This is a genomic window from Telmatobacter sp. DSM 110680 (genome assembly GCF_039994875.1).
Classification (GTDB): Bacteria; Acidobacteriota; Terriglobia; order Terriglobales; family Acidobacteriaceae; genus Telmatobacter.
Map to the genome: position 1 here is coordinate 488,539 of NZ_CP121196.1, position 13,067 is coordinate 501,605.

Genomic DNA, 13,067 nt, shown 5'->3' on the forward strand with positions numbered 1-13,067 from the left:
GTCACGCGCGCAGCTGTTGGTTCTCCGCCGTTTGCATCCTTTGCCAAAGGAAGGAATACATGGCAATTACGCAATAAGCGCAAAGCGGAACCGTGTAAGCCAGCGAGATGCGATGCGTAGATTGCGAAATCCACCCCATTACCGGCGTTAGAACAGCTCCTCCCACAATGGACATCACGATGAGGGAGCCGCCGATCTTGGTATTCTTGCCCAGCCCCTCAATGCCCAAAGCAAATATCGTTGGGAACATTACAGACATAAAGAAACTTGTAAGGAAGATGGCCCAAAGCCCGACCCATCCAGGAAAGAGCACACCGATGGCGACCAGGGCGATGTTGATCACACTATAGAGGGCCATCAAGCGATGAGGACGTACGTAGCGCATGATGACTGACGATCCAAATCGGCCTACTCCGAAAGCGCCCAATGTACCCGTAAGCAAATAGCCAGCCATTTTCTCGTGCTGATGCGTCGAGTCCTGGACATACTGGATGAAGTAGCTCCACGTGCCCACTTGCGCCCCGACATACATAAATTGGGCGACGATGGCGAACAGAAATGTGGGATAGCCGAGCAGATCTCGAAATCTTCCCTGGCTTTCTCCTTCTGCCTGGTGTTCGCCTGCAACGACGGGAAAGCGCGTAAGAGCGATGAGAATGGCCCAGACTATCGCGACAATGCCCAGCACCATGTAGGGTGCGACAACCCGCATGGTCTCTGTGCGCAGATAGGCCGTATAGGTGCTCGCAGCCTGCATTGCGGCCACCTGCGATCCGCTGAGTTCGATTCCTGAGAATATGTACACGGTGCCGACCAGCGCCCCGGTAATTGAGCCGAGCGGATTGAATGCCTGGGCGAAATTGAGTCGCCGTGCCGCGGATGAAGGATCGCCTATCTGAGCGACGAACGGATTGGAGGCTGTCTCAAGAAATGCCAGTCCGCTTGCGATTACAAACAGTGCTGCAAGGAAATAGGAATAGCGTCCGATGATTGCGGCCGGCCAGAAGAGAAGATCTCCGATTCCGAACAGTAGCAGTCCGATAATGAACCCCGACTTATATCCAAAGCGACGCATGAGAAGCGCAGCCGGCGTGGCCAGGAGAAAGTAGCCCATAAAGTACGCGGACTGCACCAGTCCTGCTTGGAAGCGCGACAGGGCAAACGACTTCATGAACTGCCGGATCAAAACGTCGTTTAGATTCGCCGGAACGCCCCAAAGAAAGAACAGCGCTGTCACCAGCACGAACGGAATGAGAACACCGTGCGGAATCAATCGCGGATGGGCCTGCCCGGTCTGCGGTAGCTTATTCTCGGGGGAACTAACGGACATCGGAAATACCCTTCTGCGCAAAGTCCCACACGAACTCGCGAATCTCGAATGGCAGCTAAAGGCGCATCGATCAATATGAAACATCAACTCTGCCATGGCGACGGCATAGACGGCAAGAGCATATAGGTCTTTGACGTGGCGAGTTGAGATTTCAAAGGCGGGTATGGGACGCGTTGTCTTCTTTAGACTTGTGCAGTCGATAGGGAATGCTGATGGTGCGGCTTGCTCGAGCGAAGACTTCCTGCGAATCGGCAGCTGCTTATGCAGCGGTCGCTCTAGAGGGCGGAATAATTTACAGAGCTTACATGGCTCTTATTCTGGCATACCTGGCTATATCGGGGGCCAGCGAAATAGCCATGCTTCCAATCGCCACCACGCCTGCTGCGAGCAAGAACCATTTGAAATTCTTCATCTCTTTTCCCTTCTACCCTGGCAAGTGGTCACGATCTTATGCAACCCTCAATTTGCGCTTGGATGCAGAACATTTCCACGCGGGATGTCTCGTTCTCGTTGCGATTTGTCCGCGAGATTTTCCCCTCGGACAAGAGCAGTTAGAAATCCCAGCGGACGCCGACCTGCGCCGCGAACGGAGTGCCGACAGTCGTTCCCGGGCCGAAGAAATCTCCTAATGCTCCGCCCGCAACACGCAGCTGGCTGGGACTGGCGATTGGATCGACGGCCGTGCAGTCGGCGTTCGCACAAACGTGCGTGATGTTGCCGGCTTGGGCCTCGGCGGCCGGGACCGGGAGAGCGGCAATGTTCGTTACGTAGTTGGCGCCGGGATTATTCCGGTTGAACAGGTTAAAGAATTCAACGAAGGGCGCAATTGTCTGATGATCGCCGATTTTGATCGGCCTCCCTACGCGCAGGTCAGACTGTATATAGGGTGTCCCGCGAAACTGGTCCAGCGAAGTCGGAATGCCGTTGATCTGGATGCGTCCTGCGTTGTCCGAAGTAGTGATGGTGAAAGGCCGCGCGCTCTCCAGTTGAGTAAGCGTGCTGATAGCGATTCCCTTGGGCGCATGCCAAGTTCCGGCCAGGACCACGCGGTGGCGAACGTCTTCACCTGATGGTCCGTAGTCGCCCGGACCGAAAGCGTCGAGCGGATTGCATACGCCGTTGACGTAGTCGAATAATTCGCCGAGTACGCATCCCCACGTCTGGGCTTTGGCAAATGTGTAGTTCGCCACAAAGTTCAATCGCTTGGCGACGCTTCCCTGGAGGTGAAACATGAGCGCGTTATAACTGGATCGATTGTCGGAGTGAAAGACGTTAACATCTGGAACCACGTCGGCTTGCGCGGCGCTGGTCGACGGCAGCAACGGAGTACTGAGATTTGTGCCGCCGGTATAACTATAGGCACGATAACCGTGGTTCCCTTGTTCGTGCGTATAATCCGCGCTCAGCGACCAACCCTCTCGGAAGGAATGCTCCAATCCTCCAGTGATGTGAATTGCGTAGGGGGTCTTGTAGCTGGGCGCAATCAGATTGCCGCTCCCGCCCGAGGATGATCCGGGAACGCACCCCGCATTCTCAGGGCCACCCGAATTTGTAACCGGATCGACGCAGGGACCGGGAAGAGTGTGGACGGCCTGAAATGCTGTGGCCCACCCACCTTGAGCCAGATCGTCCGCGTAGATGCCGATACCGGCGCGCAATACCGTCCTGCCGTTCACGCCAGGAGAAAAGGCGAAGCCAAACCGGGGGGCAAGCTGCTTGCGATCATCGCGGGGAATGTTGGTCACCAGAGGAATCTCGAGAGCTTGCAATGTTATGTAAGCGGGATTGGCGCTCTGGCTTCGATTCGAAGCTTCAAACAGGCCGAATGTAGCACCGTAGCGGAGGCCGTAATTGATTGTCAGACTTTTCGTGACGCGCCATGAGTCTTCGGCATACAGGGCCAACCGCTGCACATTCTGCGAAAAACCGCCTCCCAGATTCGAGATAGACGCACCCGCCTGCATATCGGTCGCAAATTGGTTAAGATTCGCGGCGTTGGCAATGTAATAGCTCGGGTCTTGCGGAAATTGATAGAGCGTTTCGTTGTTGGAGGGAAATGCTCCGCTGAGCACAGGCTCGTGGATGAAGTTGATCCCGAACCGAATTCCGTGCCCGCTCCGTGCATTGGTCACGTCATAACGCAGCTGATATTTTTCCTGGCTCCGCTGCGAAGGGAAATAAGTGATCGGAGTCTCGAATTGATTGTCTCCAAACGTTTCGAAACCCGATACGGTGAGCGAAGTGGAACTGAATGGAAACGCCAGCGCAAATCCAAGATCTGAGTTGCGATGCTGCGTCAGTCGCAGACCACTGCCACCAGCGATGAATCTGCCGAGCCAGGTCGAGTTGAAGATAAAGTCGTTACTGATAGTCGCATTGAGGTAATTGTTGTGTGTCAGCAGACCAGTAGAGGGAAGCGTCCCTTGCTGAACGAGGTTATTGTGGGTCGTATACGTGTCGAGAGAACTCCTTAGAAACCACGACGATCTGGGGTTTTGCGTCCAATCCAACCGCACCGATCCAAAGCTATCGCGAAACGGTATCGGCACATTGGCCGGTACAGAAATCGAAGCGACGCCAGGAATCAAGCCGTCAGAGGCCAGTGCGGCAAGTGCATCGAACTCCGCCATGTTGGCCGGACTGTAGGCAATACTGGCGTCTTCGTGAACCTGTTCAAAAGCTGCGAATGCCCATAGCTTCTGGCGCCGCAGGGGACCGCCGAGCGTGCCGACGTAGTTCTGGCGCGAGAATGGCTGCTTCGGATCAGGCGTCGGATTCTCAATCGGAAAGCGTGCGTTAAGAGCTGCAGCGCGCTCGAAGAAGGCGGCGTCTCCATGCCAGTTGTCGGTACCGCGTTTCGTTGTGATCACAACAGAGGCAGCGGTGGTGCCGCCAGTATCCGCATCTTCCTGCGCGGTGCTTACCGCAAATTCTTGAATGGAATCTGGCGAGAAATTCTGCAAGAAACCACCAATATAGTCATCGGAGTTGTCGGCGCCGTCGACGGATAGCTCATTGTTCAAGCCGGAACTCCCGCCGGCAGAAACTGCAGTGATGCGCGCCTTAGTCGGATCCGACGGCTCAACGGGCTCGGTGCCGGGAGCAAGGTAAGCGATGTTGGCAAAGCTTCGGTCAGAGAGTGGCAGCATTTCAAGATCGCCCGAGGTAATTACGCTCTTGTGGATCTGGCTCGCAAGATCGATCGGCTGCGTAGCAATGGAAGAGCTTGCTGCCCGCACGTTGATCTTTTCCCGGACCACAGAGGGCTGCATGGTAACGGCAATATCGCGACTGCTGCTCACCTCGATCGAGACATTAGCCACTGCGTTGTCAAATCCCGTAGCTTCAACGACTACCCGGTATTTTCCAGGAGCGAGATCCTCCACTCTGAAAAGCCCCCGGTCATCGCTCAACACACTTCGTGTCGATGCACCATCGATTGCGTGGAGTTCGATTCTCGCCGACGGAATTCGCGCATCGGTTGCGTCCAGTACCGTTCCGCGCAGCGATCCTTCAACCTTCTGGCCCAGCAAAGTACCGGCCCAGAGCATCACCAAGAAAAGCGCAGCGAAGTTTTTAGTTGGTTTGGACATCCTGAAGCTGAAAAGCCCGGCTCTTCCTCTTTTCTTGGATTTTCGCATAGTCCAAACGCATCGTTCGACGAACTTGAAGACATTCCCCCAACACACTGCATTATCTTCCTCCTGCGTGGCTACTTAATTCCTTTACAATCCCAATCAATTGCATCTGTTTGCTTCCCCTGCAGTTCAACTAAAAATATGTACTCATCGGAGCCCTTCCATGTCCGCTGGCCGCCGCCACCTTGCCGCGTCTCTTTGCATCCTCTTTGCGATTCCGTTAGCAGCCCAACAATATTCAGCAGAGATGTTGTCCGGTCTTGAATGGCGCGACGTCGGCCCTATGCGCGGCGGCCGCACCTATGCCGTATCGGGGAATGTGTCGCAGCCCGACACCTTCTATATGGGTTCGGTGGGCGGTGGCGTATGGAAGACCGAGAACTCCGGCCGCACCTGGTTTCCCATTGCGGATGATCCCGTTACCGGAATTCCAATTGGCTCCATTGGCGCTATCGCCGTCGCCCCGTCTGATCCCAACATTATTTATGTCGGCACCGGCGAGCCGGATATCCGCAGCCAGCACTCTTACGGGATCGGCATGTTTAAGTCTACCGACGCCGGGAAGACATGGCACTCAATCGGTCTTGCTGAGACCCGCCAGATCGGAAAAATTGTCGTCGATCCAGCCGATCCTAACAATGTGTATGTAGCCGCCCTCGGTCATGTTTACAAAGCCAATCCGGAGCGCGGCGTGTATCGCTCAACAGATGGTGGAGCGCATTGGAAAAAGATTCTCGCCAGCGAGAAGGACCCCGACAGCGTTGGTGCAATCGACCTTGCACTTGATCCGCAAAACCCCAAGATCATCTACGCCTCGCTGTGGGCCACACGCCGTCCGCCGTGGTCTGTTTATGCTCCATCCAACATGCCCGGCGGGGGTCTCTATAAGTCCATTGATGGCGGCGATACTTGGCATGAGCTAACAGGCGGACTTCCGAATGACGATTTCGTGGGCAAGATCGGCATCGCCATTGCCCCGAGCAACTCCAAGCGGCTTTACGCGGTCGTCGATGATCTTGGCACTGCGATCGCTCGTGGCTTTCGTGCAGTTCCCGGTGCGGAGAAGACTCCAACACCAAAACCTACCGGAGGAATCTACCTCTCTGATGATGCCGGAGCCTCTTGGAGACTGGTCAACAACGAGCAGCGGCTCTGGGGCCGCGGCTGGTATTTCGGCCAGATTACCGTCGACCCCCGAAATCCTGATCGCGCGTACGACATCAACACAGCGACCTATATGACGCTCGATGCCGGGAAGACGTGGGTCCCGGTAAAAGGCGCTCCCGGCGGCGACGACTATCACCAGCTTTGGATCAATCCGAAGGACGGAAACCGCATGGTGCTCTCCAGCGATCAAGGTACGGTTGTATCAGTCGATGGCGCGGAGACATGGAGCACCTGGTACAACCAGCCCACCGCGCAGGTCTATCATCTGGCTGCCGACAACCGTTTCCCCTACTGGCTCTATGGTGCGCAGCAGGACTCCGGCGGAGTTGGCGTCAGCACCTGGTCGCGCATGTCCACGCTCAGCTTTCGCAATTGGGAGCCAACTTGTGAGGCGGGCGAAAGCAGCACCGTCGTCCCCGATCCCGATAACGGCAACTTTCTATATGGCAATGGAGACCACCGCTGCAACCAGGGCCTGAATCTTCCAGCGCCCGCAGGAGGAGAACTGCCCGCCGCCGATCCCAGCGATCCCGAGCGTAGAACCTGGACATTGCCGCAGGTATTTTCGCCCGCCGACAAAGCGCTCTACTACGCAGACCAATTCGTCTTCCGTACACGCGATCGCGGCAAGACGTGGGCAAAGATCAGCCCCGACCTTACCCGTCTCCATCCCGACGTCCCCAAGACGCTCGACCCGGTCACTGCGAAAGATATCGATCAGCAGATGACCGACCGCTTCGGAGTTGTGTATACCATCAGCCCTTCGCCGCTCGATGCGAAAACTATCTGGGTCGGCACGGACGATGGTCTGATCCACGTCTCAACTGACGACGGAGCGAACTGGAAAGACGTAACGCCTCCACCGATGAGCGCGTGGAGCAAAGTCTCGCAAATCGAAGCAAGCCATTTCGACGTGGGGACTGCGTTTGCGTCTGTCGATCGCCATCGGCTCGCCGATGATCGGCCCTACATTTATCGCACGCATGACGGGGGAAAGACCTGGAAAAACATCGTCGAAGGAATTCCTGAAGGCGCGTTTGTAAACTCCATCAAGGAAGACACCAAGCAAAAAGACTTGCTCTATGCCGCGACTGAACTGCGCGTCTATGTTTCGTTCAATGATGGTGACCACTGGCAGCCGTTGCAACTCAACATGCCGGTCACCTCGGTCCGCGACATCGATGTGCACGGCGACGACCTTGCAGTAGCAACCTTCGGCCGTGGATTCTGGGTGCTCGATCAGATGAGCGCACTGCGCCAGATTGCAAGCCGCGGTACGGAAATCGAAGCGTCCCCTGCCTTTCTATTCACGCCCGGCGAGTCGCTCGCGATTCACCAGGGTAGCCAGAACGGCACGCCTTTGCCGCATGAAGAACCGCAGGAGAAGAATCCTCCTGCAGGCGTCGTGGCGTATTACTGGTTAAAGTCCGCGCCGAGCGGCCCCCTCAAACTTGAACTTGTAGATGCCACTGGGAAAGTGGCGGCATGCGTGGCCAGCGACACCCCGGTGAAGCCGGTCGACACTGAGGCGATCAACGTACAGGCTTACTGGCTGGAACCTGTGCCTCCTCCATCCTCCACGCCTGGCATGCATCGTGCCGTTCTCAATGTGATATCTCCCCGCGGCTTCGGTGGACGCCAGATTTCTCTTCCGCCAAAGGATGCGTGTCATCCGGCAGGCGCACCGGCACCGAAACCGGCCGCCCAGCCCTCGCGTCCTTCCCGCACAATCGCAGGCCTGCAGCCCGGCGATTACACCGTTCGACTGACGGTAGGCGGCCAGACGTTGTCCCAACCCGTGACCGTGAAGCCCGATCCTCGACAACTCCCTAAAGGTGCTGACGCCTCGCCTGACGATGACGACGATCGATAGGGTGCTCTTCGAAGAGCCGACTATGACTGAGACGCTCGCATCCTAAAGGAGTCAGAATAAGCCGCGCTGTAATGTTCAGGGGTAAAAACAGAGAAGAGAACCATTGAACTGTCGAGCCGCCTGGGGTCTCGGTGTCTGATTGCTGTTCTTTTCTCAGAGGCATATATGCAAGACAAAACCCGAGAAATGGCGAATTCCGCTATAATCCGATCTGAGTCCGGAGAGATGGCCGAGTGGCTGAAGGCGGCGGTTTGCTAAACCGTTATAGGGTCAAAAGCTCTATCGGGGGTTCGAATCCCCCTCTCTCCGCCAGCAACCTGAGTTATCTAGAATCAATAACTTAAACCTCTTAAGTCTCCGGCCTTCGGGCCAATTCTGCACAGATTTTTCCCCGATCCTCTCCGCGTCGCTAACTTCCCTTTGAAGGTGCCCTTTCTCTGGTGGAGCAAAGTGCTGTGGAACTTCAAATCTATCCATCAGGCCCCCTCAACGATAAGGGCGCTGACGGCGGACGCTCAATTCGTTGGCTCGGGATGGCGTTCGACGCGGCTACGAAAACGACGGGTATACTGGCTCGTAATCTTGAACCTTCAGCAAAGCCCCGGATGAATCGATCATCGAGCAAGTCATCCTCTCCTTCATACTTTTAACGGTTGTCCAAAGTTACGGAGTGTCATTTTGTCACTTGCTCACTGCCGATGAATTTGAGCGGAGGAAGTTTATGCCAGTGCGGGATACATTGAGCAGCCTTTTCGTGGGAGCGTTGATCGCGTCTTCAGCGTGTGTCCACCTTTCAGCGCAAGCAAATTCTGCTTTGCCGAATACGACTCCGGCCGCATCGAGTCCCCTCGAGAGCACATCAGGGTACAATCTGCCGCCGAAAAACATCCTCGATGTGATGCGAGCGCCCTCTCCGCCCTACCCACTGGTGAGCCCGACAGAGGACACGATTCTACTGTTGTCTCTGCAGGATTATCCCTCGATTTCACGAGTTGCGACGCCCTTCCTGCGACTCGCGGGCGTGCGCGTGGAGCCGAGGAATCACAGCAAGCACGACACCCCGGGCGGTTATGGGATCACTCCATGCGCCGACAGCTACGATTTGGTGCAAATCGCCGACCATAGGCAAACACATGTGGAGCTACCGGTGGGGGCATGCCCGGGCATCCCGGTATGGGCCGCCGACGGAAAACGATTCGCGTTCGTGAATCTAGCGCTGGACTCGGTTGAACTCTGGATCGGCGATGGAAAGACAGGCGAAGTCCATCAGGTATCTGGCGTCCGCCTGAACCCGATGTTCAACGACGCGATGCAATGGATGCCTGATCAGAAGAGGCTTTTGGTGAAGCTGGTGCCCGAGGGAATGGGCGCACCGCCGCCGGAGCCCGTCGTGCCGATTGGCCCGAGCATCCAGGAGACGGGAGGCGAGAAAGGCCAGAGCAGCACTTACGAAAACCGCGACACGCTCGGCAACAAACATGACGAAGATCTCTTCGATTACTATGCGGCTTCGCAACTCGCCATAGTCGATACAGCCACCGGAACGATTACCCCGGTGGGCAAGCCGGGGAATTATGAATCGCTCAGTCCCGCGCCGGATGGACAGCATCTCCTGGTAACTGCGATCCACAAGCCCTACTCGTACGTCACCACGTACGATCGGTTCCCGAAGGAAGTTGAAGTGTGGAACGTATCCGAGCCCTCACACATTTCTGTTAAGACCATCGCATCTCTTCCGCTGGCAGATCGCGTTCCTATTCAGGGCGTTCCGCTGGGTCCGCGGGAGTTCTCCTGGCGTGCGACGGAGCCCGCGACGCTGGTGTGGGCCGAGGCGCTCGATGGCGGCGACTGGAATGTCAAGGTTCCTGCTCGCGACAAGATCATGTTGCAGAAAGCGCCATTTGACTCGCCAGCTCAAGAAATCACGCGCACCGAGCAACGTTATGAAGGCTTTAATTGGAGTGATCTGGCCAGCGTTGCTCTTCTGAACGAATACGACGAGAACCGCCATTGGCGGCGGTCCTTCATCATCGACGTCGATGATCAAAAGGGAAAACCTCACCTGCTCTGGGATCTTTCCACGGACGAGCACTATGCAAATCCCGGCTATCCAGTGGAACACCAGCTCGCGAATGGATTCTCGGTGGTTCGGCAGGACGGAGATCGGATCTATCTGTCGGGAACCGGCTCCTCGCCCGATGGGGACCGGCCGTTTCTTGATCGTCTGGATCTCAAAACCCTGAAATCCGAGCGCCTGTTTCGCAGCGAAAAAACATCCTACGAGCGATTTCTCTCATTTACCGGACCGAACCCGGAAATTTTCCTCACCTGGCACCAATCGCCGGTCGACGCACCGAATGCGTTTGAACGAACACTTGGCGAACCGCTTAAAGGTCCTGCAGGCGAAGCCGCCTTCGCATCCACGAGCGTTGCGATCACCCACATTCCAGACGCGACACCCGAAGTGCGCGCTATCAAAAAGAGACTCGTCAAGTACAAGCGCGCCGACGGGCTGGATCTGTCGTTCACGCTCTACACTCCTCCCGGATATCAGGAAGGCACGCGTGTCCCGACGATTCTTTACGCATATCCGCTGGACTATGCCGACCCTTCAAAGGCTGGTCAGGTTGTAGGTTCGCAAGAGACATTCACGCGACTGTACGAATACAGGCTGCTGCTTCTTGGTGGCTACGCGATCATCGACAATGCTTCGTTTCCCATCGTCGGCGATCCGAAGAAAGCTTACGACACGTATCTGGAACAGCTCGTCGCAGATGCAAAGGCCGCGGTGGACGAGGCGGTGAGGCTTGGCGTCGCCGACCCCGATCGGATCGGGGTGACGGGGCACAGCCACGGCGCCTTGATGACCGTAAACTTGGTAGCGCACTCCAATTTGTTCCGTGCCGGAGCCGCTACCAGCGGCTCCTATAACAAGACGCTCACGCCCTTCGGTTTTCAGAACGAGCGCCGATCGGTTTGGGAAGCACCGGATGTTTATATGAAGGTTTCGCCGTTTTTCTCCGCAGACAAATTGAAGATCCCGCTGCTGATCATCCACGGTGGAGAAGACGCGAATCCCGGGACGACTCCGCTGCAATCGCAAAAGCTTTACGAGGCGATTCGCGGCAATGGCGGTACCGCCCGCTTGGTGATTCTCCCGCACGAGCCGCACTGGTATAGCGCAATGGAGTCGAATGAACAGCTGATTTACGAGATGCTGCGCTGGTTCGACAAATACGTAAAGAACGCGCCCCCGCGATAGTAGACCGAAGGCCGACGCCTTCACTCGCACATTACATCCTCGGAGAGACTCGATGCTGCAATTGAATCCGCTCAGAAAAGTGTATGACGTCTGCATCATCGGATCAGGCGCGGGTGGTGGGACCGCTGCGAAGGTGCTGACTGAAGGCGGGCTGAATGTCGTGATGTTGGAGGCCGGACCGCGGCTCAACCCGGATAAAGATTTCAAAGAGCATGTATGGCCATTCCAGCTTCCCCATCGCGGCGTCGGAGTCGGAGGCAAGCAGAGTGGCATCGGCAACGAATTCATGGCGCCCAACGGATTTTGGGAGATCGATGGCGAGCCATACACGACAGCACCCGGCTCATCGTTTCGTTGGTTCCGATCACGCATCGAGGGAGGCCGAACAAATCACTGGGGGCGCATCGCACTCCGGTTTGGCCCCGCTGATTTTCGTGCCCACTCCACCGATGGGAACGGGGACGACTGGCCCATCACATACGAGGAACTTGCGCCCTACTATGACAAGGTGGAATCCTACATCGGCGTGTTCGGCTCCAAGGAGAATGTCCCCAATGCACCAGACGGCGTGTTCATGCCTCCACCCAAGCCGCGATGCACTGAGACCCTTGTAAAGAGGGCCTGCGACAAGCTGAATATCACCTGCATACCGTCGCGCCTCGCCATTCTGACCAAGCCGCTGAATGATCGCGATCCATGTCACTACTGCGCGCAGTGCGGTCGCGGCTGCAGAACCGCTTCGAACTTCAGTTCGAGCCAGGTCATGATTCCTCCCGCAGTGGCAACCGGCCGTCTGACGATGATTGCTAACGCCATGGCCCGCGAAATCGTGATGGGCGCCAACGGTAAAGTCGAAGCCGTCTCCTACATCGACAAGTCCACGAAGAGCGAACAGCGGGTCTATGCCAAGTCTGTCGTAGTCGCAGCGAGTGCCTGCGAGTCCGCGCGCCTGCTATTGAATTCCCGCTCGCAGAGCTTCCCAGCCGGGCTTGCGAATTCCTCAGGTGTCATCGGCCGTTACCTCACCGATTCAGTCGGCAGCGATCTGACAGGTTACTTTCCGCAACTTGAAAGAATGCCGGCGCATAACCACGACGGTGTTGGCGGCATGCACATGTACATGCCATGGTGGCGTTTCGGGAAGAAGAACGAATTTCTCCGTGGATACCACATCGAGTTTGGAGGCGGCCGCGACATGCCAGGCGTCGGCGGCTTCGATTATGTTTGCGAAGAAGAGGAAGGCTACGGCGTCAGCCTGAAACAGAAATGCCGCAGTTCGTACGGAACCTTCATTGGATTCAGCGGGCGTGGCGAAATGATTCCCAACGAGAAGTCCTTCTGCGAACTAGACCCCGAGGTGAAGGACAAGTGGGGCATTCCCGTATTGCGCTTTCACTGGCATTGGGGCGAAAACGAAACCAAAATGGCGGCGGATATGCAGCAGACGTTCCGCTCTATCATCGAGGCCGCAGGTGGAACCGTAATTGGTGGTACCCGGCGGCATCCCCAGAAGAGTAGCGCCGGTGCGAGCAATGCACTCGAACAGCAGCCCTCTGGGCGCATCTCCGAAGGCGGCGCTATCATCCACGAACTCGGCACCGTTCGTATGGGCAGCGACCCAAAGACCTCAGCGCTGAACAAGAATTGCCAGGCTCACGACGCCAAGAATCTCTTTGTGGCCGATGCTGCTCCGTTCGTCACGAATCCCGATAAGAACCCCACATTAACCATCATGGCCCTGTCGTGGAAGACATCTGAGTATTTGCTCGACCAAGCCAAAAGAGGAGAGCTATAGCC

General features: G+C 56.5%; 5 protein-coding genes and 1 tRNA gene. 4 read left to right on the top strand and 2 right to left on the bottom strand.

Going from position 1 to position 13,067, the window contains the following annotated elements; genetic code table 11:
* Window position 1: 1 nt before the first annotated feature.
* Together fucP and P8935_RS01985 are read right to left on the bottom strand one after the other, a co-directional pair.
* Complete coding sequence (gene fucP / locus P8935_RS01980; RefSeq protein WP_348263332.1) at window positions 2–1,330, bottom strand: L-fucose:H+ symporter permease; 1,329 nt, start codon at window positions 1,328–1,330, stop codon at window positions 2–4.
* Window positions 1,331–1,881: 551 nt separating this feature from the next.
* Window positions 1,882–4,923, bottom strand: coding sequence for a carboxypeptidase regulatory-like domain-containing protein (locus tag P8935_RS01985; protein ID WP_348263333.1), 3,042 nt, complete (start codon window positions 4,921–4,923; stop codon window positions 1,882–1,884).
* A gap of 208 nt (window positions 4,924–5,131) precedes the next feature.
* On the opposite strand from P8935_RS01985, the gene P8935_RS01990 reads away from it, so the two are divergent.
* The 4 genes from P8935_RS01990 to P8935_RS02005 all read left to right on the top strand — a co-directional run bounded on the left by P8935_RS01990 (window position 5,132) and on the right by P8935_RS02005 (window position 13,065).
* Complete coding sequence (locus P8935_RS01990; protein WP_348263334.1) at window positions 5,132–8,008, top strand: hypothetical protein; 2,877 nt, start codon at window positions 5,132–5,134, stop codon at window positions 8,006–8,008.
* 219 nt (window positions 8,009–8,227) lie between these two features.
* Window positions 8,228–8,320: transfer RNA gene (locus P8935_RS01995), tRNA-Ser, on the top strand.
* A 409-nt stretch (window positions 8,321–8,729) separates the two neighbouring features.
* Window positions 8,730–11,270 carry a prolyl oligopeptidase family serine peptidase gene (locus P8935_RS02000; RefSeq protein ID WP_348263335.1) on the top strand — a complete coding sequence of 847 codons (2,541 nt, stop codon included), beginning with the start codon at window positions 8,730–8,732 and terminating at the stop codon, window positions 11,268–11,270.
* A 52-nt stretch (window positions 11,271–11,322) separates the two neighbouring features.
* Window positions 11,323–13,065, top strand: coding sequence for a GMC family oxidoreductase (locus P8935_RS02005; protein WP_348263336.1), 1,743 nt, complete (start codon window positions 11,323–11,325; stop codon window positions 13,063–13,065).
* Window positions 13,066–13,067: the final 2 nt, after the last annotated feature.

Bases quoted from the DNA above. Each gene is read 5' to 3' on its own strand.
- P8935_RS02000 (WP_348263335.1), top strand. From the start codon at position 8,730: ATGCCAGTGCGGGATACATTGAGCAGCCTTTTCGTGGGAGCGTTGATC.
- P8935_RS01985 (WP_348263333.1), bottom strand. From the start codon at position 4,923: ATGTCCAAACCAACTAAAAACTTCGCTGCGCTTTTCTTGGTGATGCTC.
- P8935_RS02005 (WP_348263336.1), top strand. From the start codon at position 11,323: ATGCTGCAATTGAATCCGCTCAGAAAAGTGTATGACGTCTGCATCATC.
- fucP (WP_348263332.1), bottom strand. From the start codon at position 1,330: ATGTCCGTTAGTTCCCCCGAGAATAAGCTACCGCAGACCGGGCAGGCC.
- P8935_RS01990 (WP_348263334.1), top strand. From the start codon at position 5,132: ATGTCCGCTGGCCGCCGCCACCTTGCCGCGTCTCTTTGCATCCTCTTT.